At 59.5% G+C, this 16,382-nt stretch carries 12 protein-coding genes and 2 pseudogenes; 3 read left to right on the top strand and 11 right to left on the bottom strand.

All coding sequences use genetic code 11. The features are described from left to right. Nucleotides 1-100: 100 nt before the first annotated feature. From ACNYC6_RS13775 to ACNYC6_RS13750, 6 genes are all read right to left on the bottom strand, one after another. Nucleotides 101-1,573: an aldehyde dehydrogenase family protein gene (locus ACNYC6_RS13775; protein WP_419712723.1), complete on the bottom strand. Its 1,473-nt coding sequence runs from the start codon at nucleotides 1,571-1,573 to the stop codon at nucleotides 101-103. After that, nucleotides 1,566-2,393: an ABC transporter permease gene (locus ACNYC6_RS13770; RefSeq protein WP_419712722.1), complete on the bottom strand. Its 828-nt coding sequence runs from the start codon at nucleotides 2,391-2,393 to the stop codon at nucleotides 1,566-1,568. The genes ACNYC6_RS13775 and ACNYC6_RS13770 overlap by 8 nt, the downstream gene beginning before the upstream one ends. Before the next feature lies 1 nt (nucleotide 2,394). Continuing rightward, nucleotides 2,395-3,312 carry an ABC transporter permease gene (locus ACNYC6_RS13765; protein WP_419712721.1) on the bottom strand — a complete coding sequence of 306 codons (918 nt, stop codon included), beginning with the start codon at nucleotides 3,310-3,312 and terminating at the stop codon, nucleotides 2,395-2,397. Between the two features lie 31 nt (nucleotides 3,313-3,343). Then, nucleotides 3,344-4,486: an ABC transporter substrate-binding protein gene (locus ACNYC6_RS13760; RefSeq protein WP_419712720.1), complete on the bottom strand. Its 1,143-nt coding sequence runs from the start codon at nucleotides 4,484-4,486 to the stop codon at nucleotides 3,344-3,346. A 38-nt stretch (nucleotides 4,487-4,524) separates the two neighbouring features. Beyond that, entirely contained in the window at nucleotides 4,525-5,670 is a 1,146-nt protein-coding gene (locus ACNYC6_RS13755; RefSeq protein WP_419712719.1) for an ABC transporter ATP-binding protein, read from the bottom strand. A gap of 87 nt (nucleotides 5,671-5,757) precedes the next feature. Then, complete coding sequence (locus ACNYC6_RS13750) at nucleotides 5,758-6,606, bottom strand: response regulator transcription factor (RefSeq protein WP_419712718.1); 849 nt, start codon at nucleotides 6,604-6,606, stop codon at nucleotides 5,758-5,760. Between the two features lie 369 nt (nucleotides 6,607-6,975). Here ACNYC6_RS13750 and ACNYC6_RS13745 point away from each other — a divergent pair. The 3 genes and pseudogenes from ACNYC6_RS13745 to ACNYC6_RS13735 all read left to right on the top strand — a co-directional run bounded on the left by ACNYC6_RS13745 (nucleotide 6,976) and on the right by ACNYC6_RS13735 (nucleotide 9,378). Next, nucleotides 6,976-7,394 (top strand): annotated as a pseudogene (locus ACNYC6_RS13745) (diguanylate cyclase domain-containing protein). 69 nt (nucleotides 7,395-7,463) lie between these two features. Continuing rightward, nucleotides 7,464-7,655, top strand: a pseudogene (locus ACNYC6_RS13740) (hypothetical protein); the annotation flags it as partial. Nucleotides 7,656-7,812: 157 nt separating this feature from the next. Then, the gene (locus ACNYC6_RS13735) at nucleotides 7,813-9,378 is read left to right on the top strand and encodes an EAL domain-containing protein (protein ID WP_419712717.1); all 1,566 of its coding nucleotides are present in this window, start codon (nucleotides 7,813-7,815) and stop codon (nucleotides 9,376-9,378) included. A gap of 1,712 nt (nucleotides 9,379-11,090) precedes the next feature. Here ACNYC6_RS13735 and ACNYC6_RS13730 read toward each other — a convergent pair. The 5 genes from ACNYC6_RS13730 to ACNYC6_RS13710 are packed head-to-tail and all read right to left on the bottom strand — an operon-like array spanning nucleotide 11,091 to nucleotide 16,382. Beyond that, nucleotides 11,091-12,419 (bottom strand): hypothetical protein, encoded by a 1,329-nt coding sequence (locus ACNYC6_RS13730; RefSeq protein WP_419712716.1) that lies wholly within the window; start codon nucleotides 12,417-12,419, stop codon nucleotides 11,091-11,093. After that, nucleotides 12,419-13,996, bottom strand: a complete 1,578-nt coding sequence (locus ACNYC6_RS13725; RefSeq protein ID WP_419712715.1) for a VWA domain-containing protein — start codon at nucleotides 13,994-13,996, stop codon at nucleotides 12,419-12,421. The genes ACNYC6_RS13730 and ACNYC6_RS13725 overlap by 1 nt, the downstream gene beginning before the upstream one ends. Continuing rightward, on the bottom strand, nucleotides 13,989-14,990 hold the full coding sequence (locus ACNYC6_RS13720; protein WP_419712714.1) for a VWA domain-containing protein: 1,002 nt from the start codon (nucleotides 14,988-14,990) through the stop codon (nucleotides 13,989-13,991). Before ACNYC6_RS13720 ends, ACNYC6_RS13725 begins: the two co-directional genes overlap by 8 nt. Continuing rightward, nucleotides 14,980-15,450 carry a DUF4381 family protein gene (locus tag ACNYC6_RS13715; RefSeq protein ID WP_419712713.1) on the bottom strand — a complete coding sequence of 157 codons (471 nt, stop codon included), beginning with the start codon at nucleotides 15,448-15,450 and terminating at the stop codon, nucleotides 14,980-14,982. The genes ACNYC6_RS13720 and ACNYC6_RS13715 overlap by 11 nt, the downstream gene beginning before the upstream one ends. Continuing rightward, nucleotides 15,447-16,382: a DUF58 domain-containing protein gene (locus ACNYC6_RS13710; protein WP_419712712.1), complete on the bottom strand. Its 936-nt coding sequence runs from the start codon at nucleotides 16,380-16,382 to the stop codon at nucleotides 15,447-15,449. Before ACNYC6_RS13710 ends, ACNYC6_RS13715 begins: the two co-directional genes overlap by 4 nt.

The following is a 16,382-nucleotide window of genomic DNA, read 5'->3' as shown; positions in this document are numbered from 1 at the left end:
CGGAGAAAGAAGTTGTAGGAGCCAGCTTGCTGGCGATCGTTTGTCGCTGATCAAACGCGATCGCCAGCCAGTCGGTTCCTGCCTGCTGATCTGAGAGCGCCTATTTCAGGTACCAGCCCCACGCCTGGTCACTGACGTACTCGGTGACTTGCTTCACCTCCAGGTAATTGTGCAGTCCCCACTGCCCCAACTCGCGGCCAATCCCGCTGTGTTTCATCCCGCCCCACGGGGCTTCGACGAAGGTCGGCTGCGAGCAGTTGACCCAGATGATTCCCGCGCGTAACTGGTTGGCGACGCGGGCGGTGCGTTGCAAATCAGCGCTCATTACCGCGGCGGCAAGGCCGAAGCGGCTTGCGTTGGCCATTTGCACCGCTTGCTCTTCGGTCTTGAAACGCTTGATGCACAGCACCGGGCCAAACACTTCCTCGCGCCACAGAATGCTGCTGTGACCGGGTTCATCGAAAATCGCCGGCTCGACGAAGTAGCCTTCACTCAAATGTGCCGGGCGGCGTCCGCCGGTGAGCAAACGGGCGCCGCTGGCCAGGCCCTGGTCGATAAAACCGAGCACCTTGTCGTACTGGCCCTGGCTGACCAGCGGCCCGAGCAGAACCCCGGGCTGCATACCGGGGCCGATGCTGATCTTGCGGGTTTCTTCCACCAGCCGTTCGATCAGACGCGGGGCGATGCTTTCCTGCACCAGCAGGCGTGAGGTGGCGCTGCACACCTGACCCTGGTTCCAGAATATCCCGAACAGAATCCACTCCACCGCCGCGTCGACATCAGCGTCATCGAACACGATAAAGGCCGATTTACCGCCCAGTTCCAGGCTGATGTTCTTGATGTCCCGCGCCGCCGCCGACATGATTTTCGCCCCGGTGGGCACGCTGCCGGTGAAGGCCAGTTTGTCCACACCCGGATGCTCGGTGAGCGGGCTGCCGGCGTCGGCGCCGAGGCCGGTGACCACGTTCAAGACCCCGGCGGGAAGGCCGATACGGTCGGCGGCGGCCGCCAGTTCCAGTGCGGTCAGCGGCGTCAGCTCGGACGGTTTCAACACCACCGTGGCCCCGGCGGCCAGGGCTGGTGCAACCTTCCATGCGGCCATCAGCAGCGGGTAGTTCCAGGGGATGATCTGCCCGGCCACGCCAATCGGTTCGTGGCGGATGCGGCAACGGAAACGCTCATCCGGCAAGGCCAGCGGCTGATCCTGCTGTTGGTCCAGATCGCGAGCCAGACCGGCGTAGTAACGGAAGCAGGCGATGGCATCGCCGATGTCCCACTGCGCCTCAGGCAAGGGTTTGCCGTTGTCATGCACTTCCAGTTCCGAGAGTGCCTGTTTGCCGGTTTCCAGTTCATCGGCCAATGCCTCCAGCCATTGCGCGCGCTCGGCGCCGCGGGTCTGGCTCCAGCCATTATCGAAGGCGCGACGGGCTGCGCGCACGGCATGGTCGACGTCTTCTTCTGTGCCGGCCGCCACCCGGTGGAAGACCTGCTCGGTAGCCGGGTCGATCACGTCCAGATAGCCGCCCAGGTCCGGGCTGACCCATTCGCCGTTGATGTAGAGCTGATCACGCATGGTGCGACTCCTGGACGCCGGTGCGGCGGTTTTGCAGATGGCGGGAAGTGAACAGCAGGGCCAGCGACACACAGATGATCACCGTGGAAATCGCATTGATCTCCGGCGTCACGCCGCGGCGGATGGAGGAAAAGATGTAGATCGGCAACGTCGTTTCGGAGCCGGCGACGAAGAACGCGATGATGAAGTCGTCGAAGCTGAAGGTGAAGGCCAACAGGAACCCGGCCATGATTGCCGGACTTATCTGCGGCAGGGTCACTCGCCAGAAGGTGTCCATCGGTGGCGCGTACAGGTCGGCAGAAGCTTCGAGCAAGGCCTTGTCCAGCGAGTCGACGCGGCTGCGCACGATCACCATCACCAGGGCCATGGTGAACAGCGAGTGTGCGGCGATCACGGTGAAGAAACCCATGTTCAACTTCGGCACCGTCGGCAGCCAGCTCGCCAGCAGCGGGTTGATCAGGTCGAATAGGCTGATGAAGGCGATCAGCGTTGAGATACCGATGACGATGCCCGGCACGATGATCGCGCAATAGGTCAGCGCGTCGAACAGCAGGCGCACTTTGGCGCCACAGCGCTGCAAGCCGAACACCGCCAGGGTGCCGAACAGCGTGGCGATCAGCGCAGAACTGAAGGCGATCAGCGCACTGTTGCCCAGTGCTTCCATGATGAACGGGTTGCCGAACGCAGTGCCGAACCATTGCACCGAGCAGCACTGGAACGCCAGGCCACTGCGCCCGGCGTTGAAGCTGAACAGCACGATCAGGGCAATCGGCGCGTAGAGGAACAGGTACAGCGAGGTGGAATAGCTGCGCAGCCACATGTCACAGACCTCCGTCGGCAGGGCGGCCGCCGTAGCGCGCCACCAGTTTCAAGTACACGCCAATTATCAGCAGCATCATCGCCACCAGCGTCATGGCCAGCGCACTGCCGAACGGCCAGTTGCGCGATTGCAGGAACAGGTCGACCAGTGCGTTGCCGACAAAGAACACCTTGCCGCCGCCGAGAATGGCCGGGATCAGGAACTCGCCCATCAACAGGATGAACACCAGCATCACCCCGGTGATGATCCCCGGTGCGGACAGCGGCAGGGTAATGCGGCGGAAGCTTTCGAAGGCGCTGGCGCCTAGGTCCGCCGAGGCTTCAAGCAGGCGCTTGTCGAGCTTTTCCAGGCTGACGTAGATCGGGAACACCATCAGCGGCAGGTAGCCGTAGACGATGCCGATCAGTACCGCCCACGGCGTGTTGATCAGCCGCACGTCCTCAAGCCCCAGGCTGGCCAGCAGCGCCGGAATGCCCTTGCCGCTGAGGATGAAAATCCATGCGTAGGTGCGGATCAGGAAACTGGTCCAGAACGGCACGATCACCAGGGTCAGCAGCAGCGAGCGATTCCTGCTGACCTTGACCGCAAGAAAGTACGCCAGCGGATAGGCCGCCACCAGGCACACCAGGGTGCCCAGCGGCGCCAGCATCAGCGTATTACTGAACGCCGCGCCGCGAGAACCGAGGTTCAGGTAGTTGGCCAGGGTGAAGCCACCGGCGTAACCACCCACGGCGCTGCGCTCGCCGAAACTGAAAACCAGGATGATCACCAGCGGCATCAACAACAGCAGCAGGAACCACAGGGTCGAAGGCAAGAGCATCAGCAGGCTGATGCGCCGGCCGAGGCTGCGCCGTTGGCGAACCTCGACCGACAGGGCATCGCCCGGCTGCACCGTTTGCGGGTGGGCGGCGGCATTCATGGGTGACTCCTCATTGGCCATGGTCAGGCGATCAGGCAGACTTGAAACGCGCCATCAGTTCGGCGCGCGCCGGACTGGTCAGCGTCGCGGCGGCACCGAACTCCAGCGGGCTCAGGGCCTCGGCGGCCGGGTACATGATCGGATCGTCGAGCATCGCCACCGGCAGTAGCGCGTCGACACGCTTGTCGCCGCTCGGGTAGCCGTGGCTTAGCACTTCCAGCTTGTTGTGCTGCGGGTCGAGCAGGTAGTTGATGAACGCGTAGGCCGCGTCCTTGTGCTCTGAGCTTTTCGGAATCGCGAAGAAGTCACTCCACAACTCGCCACCCTCCTTGCCCAGTTCGAACTGCATTTGCGCGTTGTCGCGGTGCAGTTGCGAGGCATCGCCGGTCCAGGACATCGCCAGCCAGGCATCGCCGCTGCGCATCGACGGCTGGATGTCGGAGTTGATCGCGAACAGGTGCGGCTTGACCTCGATCAGCAGCTTTTCCGCGTCGGCCAGCTCTTTCGGGTCCAGGGAATTGAAGCTATAGCCGAAACTTTTCAGCGCGTTGCCGATGGCGGTCAACTGATAGTCATGGACCATCGTGCGGCCGCTGGCCGGGCCTTGAGCGGCGGCCCAGAACTCCTTCCAACTGGTCGGGCCGTTTTTCAGTTTGCCGGTGTCGTAGAGCATGCCGGTGGTGCCCCAGTTTTTCGGCACCGCATAGACCTTGCCGTCCACCGTGCCCTGGGCCATGAACTTCTGCTGGAACGCCGAGGCGTCGAAGTTGGGGATGCGCGACAAGTCCAGCGGCTCGATCAGCCCCAGGCCAACGTAGGTGCTGATGGTGTAGTTGGTCGGTACCAGCACGTCCCAGCCACTGCCGCCGGCCTGCAATTTAGCGAGCATTTCTTCGTTGGAACCAAACACACTCATCGACACCCGGGCGCCAGTGGTCTTGGCGAAGGTGTCGAGGTTTTCCTGACTGTGGTAGTTCGGCCAGGTCGCCAGCGACAGGCGATCACCCAGCTTGGCTTGTTCGGCGGCCTCGGCGCTGGAGGTCAGCAGGCCGGGCATGTTGGTGGCGACCACGGCGGCGGCGATCCCAAGGCCGGTGCGGCCAAGGAACTCGCGACGACTGATCGAGCCGTTCTGCCAGCTGCGCAGGGTTTTTATAAAAGTCTTCTGGTCCATAGCACGCTCCCATCCGGTTGATGAAACGAATCGATGATTTACAACGCCATGGCCAGGCCATTGGCGTGATCCCAGCCGACGCGAACCGCTGCGCCGTGTTCGAATGCATTGGCACCGTGATCCTGCTGGCGCGGCACCCGCACGCAGACCACGCCGAAGGCCTGGGTGCGCACTCGGTATTCGGTGGAATTGCCCAGGTAAATGCGATCTTCGACGCAGCCTTGCAGCTTCACTTCGCGGCTCATCTCGGTATTGGCGCTGGCGATGCTGATCAGCTCCGGGCGCACCGCGATGCACCCGGCCGCGTTGGTGCTCAGGCCCTTGCCGGTGGGAGTGAGGGGGCTGATCAGCTCCAGGCCCTGCTCGGTGCGTAGCACCACGGAGTTGCCATTGAGCTGGCGCACAGTGCCGTCGAACAGGTTGGACTCGCCGATAAAGTCGGCCACGTAACGACTCGCCGGCGCTTCATAGAGTTGTTCAGGGGTGGCGGTCTGGATGATCGAACCGTTGTGCATCACGCTGATGCTGTCGCTCATCGACAAGGCTTCTTCCTGATCGTGGGTGACCAGCACGAAGGTGATGCCGACCTCGCGCTGCAGACGCAGCAACTCCGATTGCATCTCCTTGCGCAGCTTGCGGTCCAGCGCGGCCAGCGGCTCATCGAGCAGCAATACCGTCGGCTTGTTGACCAAGGCGCGAGCGAGGGCGACGCGCTGCTGCTGGCCGCCGGACAGTTCACTCGGCTTGCGCTGGCCAAAACCGCTCAGGCGCACCATCTCCAGCGCTTCATCGGCCATGCGAAGTTGCTGTTTTTTATCCGGGCGCGGCGTGCGATAGCGCAGGCCATAGGCAATGTTCTGCGCCACGGTCAAATGCGGGAACAACGCGTAATGCTGGAACACCATGTTCACCGGCCGCTCGAACGCCGGCACACCGGCCACGCTTTTACCAGCCAGACGAACTTCGCCGCTGGTGGGCTGTTCGAAGCCGGCGATCATGCGCAGGGTCGTGGTTTTGCCGCAGCCCGAGCCACCGAGGAAAGAATGGAATGAGCCACGACGCACGGCGAAATTCAGGCCATTGACGGCCGGCACCTCGCCATAGCGTTTGACCACATTGCAGAATTCAATATCGTTTGACTGTTGGTCATTCACGGTGCGGCTCCCCTTGCAGTGATCAATCATTGCGTCGGGAGCCAAACTAGCAATCGCGGTTTTGCGCTGTATATATCCCTTGGGGGATAGGGTCCGCTTCAAGCTGCCAGTGGCACGTTACAAATTGACGGTGCGACTACGGTTTTCTTGCAGCTTGTCGCTTGAAGATTGCAGCTGATTTTCTGTGAGATCGCGGATAAACAGCCCAAGCAACTCGGACTGGCTGCCGATGCCGAGCTTGGCGTACATGTTCTTACGGTGAATCTTCACCGTGCCGGGGCTGATGCTCAGTTGCTCGGCCACCGAGGCACTGGAGTGACCGCGCAGCAGCAACTGCACCACTTCCTGCTCGCGGCCGGTAAGAATGTGCGCACCGAACTGATCGAAAGCTTCGCGGATCTTGAAGTCGAGGTCTTGTGCCGGACGCGGCTGTTGCGCTTGACGCAAGCGCCAGGCTTCGTTGACCACTTGTTCGACGACTGCCTGTGCGCACTCGATCAACTGCATTTCGTCACGACTGAACGCGCAACTGGCAGAGGAGCGCATCAGCGATAGAACGGCCATGGCGTTGTCGCCGAGTTCGACAAAAAATGCCACTTCTTCGGCCAGGCCGGTCTGCTGGTAATAAGTCAGGTAGTACTCGCCGAGGTAGAAGTGGTCGGGCGCGAACTGGCGCAAGCGCCACAGTCCTGCCGCTTGTCCGCGGGTGCAGGCGAGGTAGAACGGATCGAGCAGATACGGACCGCACTGGTAGTCATCGACATACACCGCACGCTTGTCGGCGGCAAAGGTGTCGAACAGCGCCAACGGTCGGTGATTGCCTTCGTAGACAAACAGGACGAAATGATCGACCGGACACACCTGGCGCAACCAATGGCTCAGCGCCGATAACCGCGCATGCCCTGCAGGTAGGTCAAGCAGGTGGGCGACACCGGTGGTCCAGAGTTTGAGTTCCTTTGGGCGCATGGCGGTTTCAGACAGGATTGGAGTGCGATTAGACGCACAAACTATGCCATGGTGAGTGCGTCTTGCAGCGCGGGGCGGGCGCCGGTACGTCAGTGAAAAGACGCACCGCAACAGGGCTGGATGTTACCGAGTGCTACACGGTTGGTAGCAGAAACTATCGTATCGGCACACAGTCCTGCTCCTGCAGAGCGTGTCAGACCGTCAGCGAATGGAGTTTTTTAAGAATCCCCCGCGGCTGGATCCGTGTTCTTTGCTGGACTGGATTACTCGTCGTCAGATCCATCCGTCACGATACCCGCGAGGATTTCAGCCAGGTTGTGGAAATGGCCGGTTTTTTCTCGGTGGGATCAGTGCTTTTGCTCTGATTGAGTGCCACTTGATGGCCTCAAGGCCATCAACGACACTTACGGAAATCACATTCGTGATCTTTTGCTGATCGCAGTCTCGCGACGGACCCTCGACGCCAAACGCAGCGTAGACACTGCGCCGCATCTGAGTAGTGACAAGTTTGTCTTATTAATTAATCCGGGTGAGCCCGAAGATGCTTCGATACTGGGGCAAAGGCTGATTGAGTCCATTGCACCCCCTTCAGCATCGCCCGCAACAACCTGCACATATCAGCCAGCATTGATATTGCCTTGTTCGCCAATGATGGTGTTACCTCACACGATCTGATGGTCAATGCGGATGCCGCGATGTACCACGCCAGGGAAATCGCCAGGCGCTCGGTCGAGGTGAATTCCCTCTGCATTACCCACCTGAAATGCTCGCACCCAATGGCCCGATGATCGGGGTCGAGGTTACGCTGGCAAAGCCCGGATCACGGTCCGGTTCCACCAGACCGTTTCTCACCACTCGCGCAAAGAACCGGCCTGATCATCCCTATTGGTGATTGCGCGATCGACGAAGCCTGCCGACAGATGCGCCAATGGCATGACCACGGTCATCAGGACTGGAGCATTACAGTCAACGTGCCCCCACCGAGCCCAGCAGGGCGGGCGCAATCGTATGGAATCGTACCCGCCCACGGCCTAAAAACCTTAGGATGAGAATACGGCATTTATGCACATCTACAGTCTTTCAACTAACCGGCTGGCCTGTTGATTCTCCCTCGATTCCACGCTACAAGCAGCAGTAGGTACCGAGCAAACGACACGTCGAGCAATCGCGAAGACACGTCACGGGCCAGAACTCTCAGGCGGTGAAATGAAGCGTTCAAAGATCATGCGGCGGGGAATACTGCTGGCCGCCCTTGCGGTGATCGTTCCGTTAGGCATAACCTTCGCGGCTGGCTGGATGCTGTCGATTTACGCCGCTCACGACCGGCTCCAAACGCTCGCTGCGATTGCCAATGATCGCGCCAGCCAAACATTCACACAGGCCTCCCAGGCCCTGAAAAACATCGCCCTCACTGACCTCGAACCATGCTCGCCACAAGGCATCGAGCAGATGCGCATGATCGCCATGAATTCCTTTTCGGTCGAGGCGGTAGGCTACGAAGAGGATGTGTTCGCCTGCACCTCCTGGGGGGCCACACCGTCTCGCTCGAAAAAATGGGCGGAGGATTTCGTCACTGAGGACGGGGTGAAAGTGTCCATTGATGCGCATGACGACAACGACCTGATCAAGCCGATGCTGGCGTTGCAGTTCGCAGCGTTCCATGTGCTTGTCGACCCGGAACAGTTTCGCGAGATCCTGCTGGATGAAGGCGTCAGACTGGCAGTCGGTACCAGGCAGGGCCGCTTGCTGGGCTCGGCAGACTCGAACATGGCGAGCTTCCTCGCCTTGGTGCATAAAGGTCCGACTCATGGCCTGAAGGACGGCTTTCTCTATACGCTTGTGGCCCAGGGCAATTTCACCGTAATCGCCGCGATCCCGCGACAGGAGCTGCTGCGCAGCCTCTGGCAACACTTCCTCTATCTACTGCCGATCGGTCTTGCCGCTGCAGTAGGTCTGGTGTTTGTCACGTTGCGCTGGTGGCGTCGCAAGCTGTCTCCGCTGGCTGCGTTGGAGCGCGCCGTGCAGCGGCACGAGTTCTTTGTTCACTACCAGCCAATCATTGAAATCGAAACGCAGCGATGCATCGGCGTCGAAGCGCTGGTCCGCTGGCGACAACCCAACGGGACGTTGGTCTATCCTGACGTGTTCATTCCCTTAGCAGAGTCCAGCGGTTTGATTGAAGCGATCACTGACCAAGTGATCAACAGCGTTTTCGAAGACCTTGGAGCGATGCTGGCCAGTGACCGTTCGCTGCACGTGGCCTTGAACCTGGCTGCCGCCGACGTGTGTTCCGGACGGCTGATACCGACGCTGTTGAATGAAATCCGTCGCCTCGACGTGCAGCCCGCTCAGATATGGCTCGAAGTGACAGAGCGCAGCATCATCGACCTCGCGCCGGCAAAAATCACACTGGAGCGCGCGCGAAATGCCGGGTTTATTGTCGCACTGGATGACTTCGGCACCGGCTACTCGAGTTTGCAGTACTTGCAGCAATTGCCGCTGGATGTCCTCAAGATTGACCGATCCTTTGTAGAACAGATCGGTGAAGCAGAGGACAAGACCCTCCTGGTCACTCACGTTATTCAGATGGGCCACGCGTTGCGGCTGACGCTCATAGCAGAAGGCGTCGAGACACCGGCGCAGCTCAACTATTTGCGCGCGAATAAGGTTCAGTATGTGCAGGGGTGGCTGTTCGCTAAAGCCTTGGACTGTGCGCAGTTCAAACAACTGTATTTGGACAGTCGACCTTGCACCGATGCGCGTATTATCTAGCACCATCGGCATTCGCAAATAAACTCGCCGGGGTTGCTTACATAGCTATGAGTGAATTCGAACCTCTCGAAGAACTCCTGAGCTGTTAACGCTGATGCGATTTTGACCAGGTTACCGGAATTCATTGCCCCAACCGGGTACTCAGCAAACGATAGCCTTCGCGGGATATCAGAAGCTGCATTTGGGTCAGTTAAAATCAGCCCCTGGGTTAAAATCGCATCAGCGCTAACAGACAGACCTCACCGGCCCCTGCGACAGTTTTAATTCTCTAAAACCAAAGTGTGACGAAACAATAAAGATTGTCACAACCCCCTGCGTAATCCGCGGCCTGTATGGCATTACTGAGCTAGCACTTTGAAAATAAAGTTTGTCACAAATCTCCATATCTCCAAATAAATGGCTCAATTGCAAACAATAAAGATTGTCACAAGCCTTCGGGGTTACGAAAACCGCAAAAGGGTGCGCACTGATCTCAGTCGGGCGTATTGTTCCAGCGCGTATTTCAGCAATTTGAAGGAAGTCGAAGAGCAGCATCTGCAGGCGATAAACAAGCCGCCCTGGTACCCATCTGGACCTTCGGTGCCCATTTGAGCTGCCAGACGAGATGAAGTCGAACGTGGTGAAACTTACTCATGCAGACCGGACATCGGGTGATCGCGAAGGTTTTTGATTCGGCTCTCACCGAAAGTGAGCGGTCCGCATTGAAGCATTATCGATCTGTCACCAGGTGCACGCTCCCCCCAATAAACCAGCCCGCCGACTGCCGGTGCCAAAGGCGACAGATCGAAGATCCGACTAGAGCGTTCCATGACTGCATGGATTTGGTACCAGCACCGCCAACGCCCAAGAAGCCCAAGTGATGGGACTCAGCTCCGCATTCTACGCAGGCGACGCCCCTTCCTAGTGGGAGTCACCGAAAAAATCATTTCTGGCGATCAAACCAAAATCATCAGCGGTTGATGTCTGGTCATTCTGATCGAAAAGATTCTGTATGCACCGCTCTTGCTTGAGGTAGGCAACCGTTCCGAAGAAGCAGTTTTTCACAGAGATGAAGTTCATAGCGCTCGCCGTCATGCTTGGTACCGAACCCCCAGTGCGTTTGAACAGTGGCGAACTGAAGCCCACCAGTATCTAAACGGGTTGAGCACCGGCAAACGTCGCACTGTACATCAGTGACTGCCTCAATCTCGACTCGTCCAGTGATCTTCATCGCTGTTCACCCCTTACCAGTTTCTAGCATCCGGAATATAGGTTCCACCGGATCTGGCGGTTGCCGCTCGGCGAGATCTTTCGGCCTTATGTTGGCAGAGGGTTGAAAGTAGAGGCAGTAACGCTTCCCTGGTTAAAAAATGACCAATTATAGTTGGCGAGATAATTCGAGATAATTCCCGTAAACCCGGACCTAGCCACCGATGCATCTAGCCGAACTCTGCCTTTAGCCAATGGTAGTGTAGGCGCCGACGCCAAATTGACCCAGTTGCCAAGATCTCATTGACCCGGTCAGACTCCTCGCGAACGACTACCTTTACTGGAGTTGTGCCGATTTAAAGGTGAGGTAGTCTTGCGTCAGCAGATGGGTCAATTCGACATTGGCGTCAACACTCGAGTGTCCTCCATCTCCTACTCTGCTCTGTCGGCGCGGAACGCTAGCGCCTCATATTATCCCTCTACCGCGTTCGAGGCCGGGGCGAACATGCGTAACGCCAGGAGAGTCAGCATTCCAGCCCAGGTAAGTCGTATCGACTCCTGAGCGGGGTTCTACCAACGGTCTCAAGTCGACGACGCAGGATCAGCAATTCACCGAGAACGTCCAAGCGTGACGGCATCTTCGAAATTTGCACACCGTACCGACTCCTATTCAATCGCTGAATAGCTTCGCAGCTTTCCAGATGCTCACCAACGACCCCGCCCTGTAACCAATGCTGGAGAGCATGCTGTGCGCCGCCGTTGCCCAAGCCGCATACGCCGATGTAACCGCACAGTTTGAGGAACTGAAAACCCTCGGTCTCACGCACCCAGCGACGGCCACTGTTCATCCCATGCTGCAAAGCAAATAGAATGAATCGCCGATAACGGATGATAGCGACCAATAAGACGCAGATTGCAAGTAACACGACCATCTGCCGCGACGACAGCAGTGTCAGTCGTTCCCACCAGGAAAGCCGCAGCCGCGAATCAACTTGTTCGTGCGCCACCGCGTGAATCGTGCTCCCGGCCAAATGCTCGGTTTTGAATGTACCCGAGCCCAGATCGTACCAGCGGACCGCGAGGGGTCGCAGCTGGATGCGATTTTGCTCCCCAGGTGCATAAAACCAGTGTTCGATACGCCTGCCACCTGTGAAATCGCCATAATTGTTCAGGTCGAGCGCTTGCGCCTGATGCTGCAGCGAATCGCCATCGACAGGCAGTGGTGGGATCTGGTTACCTTGGATGCCCTGAGCTTCGATAGTAATTCGGCGTTCAAGTACCTGTCCGTTTTGCAGCATCAACTGGTCCAGATTACCCGGGGCAACCTCCTGCGGCTCATTTTCACCCGTCTGCAAATAGAACTGCTGGGTGGCCTTGAGGGCCGTTGCCGGGAGGAACTGTTCGATTGAGCCGGCAGCGTTTGGCAACGCCACCTGCAATTGCATAGGCGCGAACGGCAAGACGGGCGAATCCGCTAAATCCGGGTAAACCGTGATCTGCGTCGGCGCCAGTCGCAGGGTGCCTTCCGCCAGCGGTGTGAGCAGGTAATTCTGGGTCGCGCCCCGCTGAGTGGAGCCGGCCTGTTCGCGTTCAATTGTCGGCGACAACATCAGCAGCGGCAACAGGACTGCACCGGGCATGTCCCACTGCGGATAGCGCGGATACCAATTGACCTTCTCCGGCATCCACACAGTGACTTTTAATATCACGCTCTGTTTGGGCACCACAACGTCCGGCAACTTCGCCATGCCAAGCGGCTGTATGTCCACTGTAGCCTGCCACGCAGGAAGTGTTGCGGCGGCCAACATGGATGACACAAACAACGTCGCGACGGCCAACAACCACCTGGACATCAGCGCCCCTCCTGCTGGTAGCGTTCCTGTGTCTGTAACAGGAACAGCGCTTTGAGCATATCCCTTGGCGATGACTTCACGTTGGCCATCCACTGGTTCAACTCACCATCGCTCATGGTGTGCGCGATGGGGCCAGCACCCTGCGAGATTTGTCGAGGCTGGAGGTCGATGCGAATGGAGCTAAAGTCATTGTCACCGGGCTGTGCTTTTTGCCGCTCACCAGGATGTTTCGCCAACTCGTCCAGCAGTGCCTGCATCGCCTTGGCGTTATCGCGAGCCTCGACGAAATCGCTTTTCAGGAACAAAGCCTGGCGGTAGGAACTGAGCGCTGCCTGGTAGCGCTGCTGCTGGGCCAGGCTGTTGCCAAGATAGAAGTATCCCTGTGCCGTTTGAACCTGGCTGAACGCCGCGGCAGCCTGGGGATAGTCCTTGGCCAAATAATAGGCCCGCCCCTTACGGTAAGGATCAGTAAAGCGCTGCGCCGCGCGTGCGTAATCCCCGTTGTCCATTGCCTGCTGGCCCTGCTGATCGGCAGTCCACCACAGATCCTGCCAGTCCGCACGGGCATCGGGGGTGTACGCCCCCGTCAGCAGCACCCAAGGCAGAAAGAAGCTGAGCGCGCGTAGTTGGCGCTGCAGCAGCAGTCCCAACGGCAACATGGCAAGTACCAGCCAGTAGCCGCTATCCTGCCAGTGCCATTGGTTATCACCGTTGTGCGTCCGGGTCAGAGTGCGGCGAATGTTCTGTTGCAGCCAGGTCAGGTCCTGATCGTCACTGCCAATTCCCGTGACAGGCATGCCTTCTGCCTTCAGAGCGGCGAAGTAGTCCAGCGAAACTCCCGTTTCCGACGGTGCCATATTCGCCGGAGCGAAGCGCAGGGGGCCTCCCTCTGCGGTGCCAACGACCAACACTTCGATGGAGGTAAAATCCTTGTAGAACGCCTCGAGATCATCGCGCTCCTGGGCAGACAGACGATCTGTGATCAGAACGATATTAGCCGGCATGCTGGCGCTGGCAGCGGCCTGCCGCGCCAGGTCGAGGGCCATGCTTAGGCCGGAGTTTGCCAGCGTATTGGCCGGCATGATGTCCGGTTCCAGAGGGTTGAGAAACAGCTCGAAGAAGCTGTCGTCACGGGTCGCAGGGATCACCAGGTGAGCGGTACCGGCATAGGCGATCACACTGAACGTAGCTTGCGGCATCAGGCGCCGCAGGCCCTCGATCTTGCCCTTGGCCGCGCGGTTGCGATTGGGAGCAATGTCCCCGGCATACATGCTGTTGCCGTTGCCCAACACAATGACTACCGCCGCCTGGTCCTTGAGTTCGTCCGGCAACTGCTTGCTCCAGGTCGGTCCAGCCAAGGCCAGCAGTCCGAGGCAAACCAGCAGCCCCAGTAGTTCAACCGTACCCACACTATAGCGGCCTGTGTGGGCCCGGATCAGTGCGCTGGCGAGTTTGGCGTCCAGTACCTGATGCCATTGCGAACGGCCGGTACGTCGCCGTCGAGCGACGACGGTCAACAGGGCGCAGAGCACGACGCCGAGCAACCACCAGGGACGCAGGAAATGCAGGTCAGTCATGCCCGCCTCGCTTTCGCCTCAGCCGCAAGACGATCAAGCCGAGGCCACCCAACGCCGCCAGCAATGGATAGCAGTACAGCGGCTGGCGGTAGGACCAGCCCAGCTTGCGCACTTTGCGTGGGGTAATGCGGTCAAGGTTGGCATAAACCTCCTGCAGCGATCGGGCACTCTGGCTGGCAATGTGGAAGGTGCCCCCCGTCTCGCTGGCGATCCTGCGCAACAATTGCGAGTCGCTGCCTTCATCCGTGCCCTCGCTGAGTGCAATGGTATGGATGCTCACGTGTTCCTTACGGGCCAGGCGAATGGCCACCTCGGGGGGCAATACCGATGAGGTGTCCTTACCATCGGTCAGCAGTACCACCACGCGCTCCATGCCCTCACCCGAAGCTGGCACATTGCGGAACAGCTTCACCGTACTGCCAAGCGCGTCGCCGATACTGGTCTGTGGCCCTGCCATGGCCGGTTTCAACTCGTCCACACGCTCCAACAGTACGCGGTGATCGCGACTTAGCGGCGCGAACGGATAGGCCTGGCTACCGAAAACGATCAGGCCAATGTTGTCGTCCTTGCGTGCCTCGATAAAGGCGCGCACCGCCTCCTGCAAAGCAGCCATGCGGGTGATCCTGCCACCCTTGCCGTCTTGCATGTCCTCGGTGGCCATGGATGCCGAAACGTCCAGAACCAGCACCAGATCACGCACCGGGACCTCGCGGTAACTGGCTGGCATGAGCAACTGCGGGCGAGTGGTGGCAAACACCAGGCAGCACCAGAAGAAAGCAAACGCGGCCCAGAGAAGCCGATCCTGCCCAGGCACGGAGGCAGGTCGTTGATCAGGCCCCAACAGATTCGCAAGGTTGGGCACGCGCACACTGTCACGGTGGACAAGGCGTGGCGCCGGCAGCAGTCGAACCAGAAGTGGCATCGGCAGCGCCAGCCACATTAACGGCCATTCGAATGTGAGCCTGTGCAGCAGCGCCAACACGCTATCGAGCATCAGGCAGCCCCTTGAGCCAGTGGTCAAACGCGTCGGCCACCTTCTCGTTGGTCGAATCGGTCAACCGATCTGCGTGCCGATAATGACGGTCGAGCAACGCCTGGCGTGCAGATTCATCCAGCATTGTCAGACGCGCCAATACTGCGTCATCGTCAAGCGCCGCCACTTGCCCGCGGGGCATGTGCAGCAGGCACACGCGCTTGATCAGTACGAACCAGTCATTGCTGCTGCCACTTACTCGCGCCGCCGATGCCAGACTTACCGCTTGGCGTCGCCAACGTCGACGCACATAGCGACGGTAATGCACAAGCAGGTAAATCAACAGCACGAGCACGATGGCAGCGAGCAGCAACTGCCAGGCCAGGGTCTGCGGAAACAGGCTCACCGGCGTGGGCATAACCAGCTCAGCCAGGTCAGGCAAGTCCATTCCAGGCACTTCGCTGCGCATCGGCGTACTCATCTTCCACCGCCCACCAGGCTCAGCGCCCTACTCAATTGGGTCTGCGCCGACTCATAGGTGCAAAACGGCGACACCCCCATCCCCGCCTGGGCGAGGCGCGCCTCCAGTACAGAAAGATTACGTCGGGCGCGGTTCTCGATACCCTGGCGCTGCTGGCCGGAGGAAAAACGTAATTCTGCCGTGATGCCGCCGTAGGTGGCCAGGAACTGTCCCTGCTTCGGCCATTTGTCGATGATTCCGTCGAAGACCGGAATCGCCAAGGCCTGTGTCCGGGCGGCGATTTCGTCGACCAGCAACCAGGCTTCGTCGTGGAAATTGTGGAAATCGCTGATTAGGACTACGAGGGCATCACGGGACACCAGTCGGAGCAGCCGGCGCAAGGCCAGTGGAATCTGCGCCACCGCGTGAGTCTCGCCAGCGTCGGCAGCCAGCGCACGGTTAGCGTGCACCAGTTGCGCGAATACGTGGATCAAGTGCCCTCGGTGCTGGCGTGGTGGACAACTGAAGACCTGCTGCTCGCTGGCGATGACGACGCCGAAGGGCTGTTTACGATGTTGCGCGAGCCAAAGCAACTGCGCGGCGGTCCTGGCCGCCAGCACCGACTTGAGCTGTACGCGGGTGCCGAAGAACATATCGCTGCTCTGATCGACCAGTACCAGCAGCGTGCGCTGCCGCTCCTCGTTGAAGACCCGTACGAAGGGTGCACCGCCCATGCGCGCGGTAACGTTCCAGTCGATGTCGCGCACGTCATCGCCTTGCAGGTAGGGCCTGATCTGATCGAATGCCCCCCCGCGACCATTCAGGCGCGACGGCCGATTACCCAGCTGCAGGTTATTGCTCACCCGTGAGAAGCTGACGGCCATCTGTTGGGTCACCGCGCCGTAGGCGATCAATTCCTCCAGGTCGACGTAGACACCCTCATCGGTTTTCAT

This window comes from Pseudomonas sp. NFX224 (assembly GCF_048565165.1).
In the GTDB taxonomy this organism is placed as follows: domain Bacteria; phylum Pseudomonadota; class Gammaproteobacteria; order Pseudomonadales; family Pseudomonadaceae; genus Aquipseudomonas.
Note: the sequence above shows the minus strand (reverse complement) of the source record. Positions and strands in the feature narration are given on the sequence as shown.

Excerpts from the sequence above, each read along its gene's own strand:
- ACNYC6_RS13710 (WP_419712712.1), bottom strand. The coding sequence starts at position 16,382 with ATGAAAACCGATGAGGGTGTCTACGTCGACCTGGAGGAATTGATCGCC.
- ACNYC6_RS13730 (WP_419712716.1), bottom strand. The coding sequence starts at position 12,419 with ATGTCCAGGTGGTTGTTGGCCGTCGCGACGTTGTTTGTGTCATCCATG.
- ACNYC6_RS13770 (WP_419712722.1), bottom strand. The coding sequence starts at position 2,393 with ATGTGGCTGCGCAGCTATTCCACCTCGCTGTACCTGTTCCTCTACGCG.
- ACNYC6_RS13735 (WP_419712717.1), top strand. The coding sequence starts at position 7,813 with ATGAAGCGTTCAAAGATCATGCGGCGGGGAATACTGCTGGCCGCCCTT.
- ACNYC6_RS13765 (WP_419712721.1), bottom strand. The coding sequence starts at position 3,312 with ATGAATGCCGCCGCCCACCCGCAAACGGTGCAGCCGGGCGATGCCCTG.
- ACNYC6_RS13720 (WP_419712714.1), bottom strand. The coding sequence starts at position 14,990 with ATGCTCGATAGCGTGTTGGCGCTGCTGCACAGGCTCACATTCGAATGG.
- ACNYC6_RS13725 (WP_419712715.1), bottom strand. The coding sequence starts at position 13,996 with ATGACTGACCTGCATTTCCTGCGTCCCTGGTGGTTGCTCGGCGTCGTG.
- ACNYC6_RS13715 (WP_419712713.1), bottom strand. The coding sequence starts at position 15,450 with ATGAGTACGCCGATGCGCAGCGAAGTGCCTGGAATGGACTTGCCTGAC.
- ACNYC6_RS13775 (WP_419712723.1), bottom strand. The coding sequence starts at position 1,573 with ATGCGTGATCAGCTCTACATCAACGGCGAATGGGTCAGCCCGGACCTG.
- ACNYC6_RS13760 (WP_419712720.1), bottom strand. The coding sequence starts at position 4,486 with ATGGACCAGAAGACTTTTATAAAAACCCTGCGCAGCTGGCAGAACGGC.
- ACNYC6_RS13750 (WP_419712718.1), bottom strand. The coding sequence starts at position 6,606 with ATGCGCCCAAAGGAACTCAAACTCTGGACCACCGGTGTCGCCCACCTG.
- ACNYC6_RS13755 (WP_419712719.1), bottom strand. The coding sequence starts at position 5,670 with ATGATTGATCACTGCAAGGGGAGCCGCACCGTGAATGACCAACAGTCA.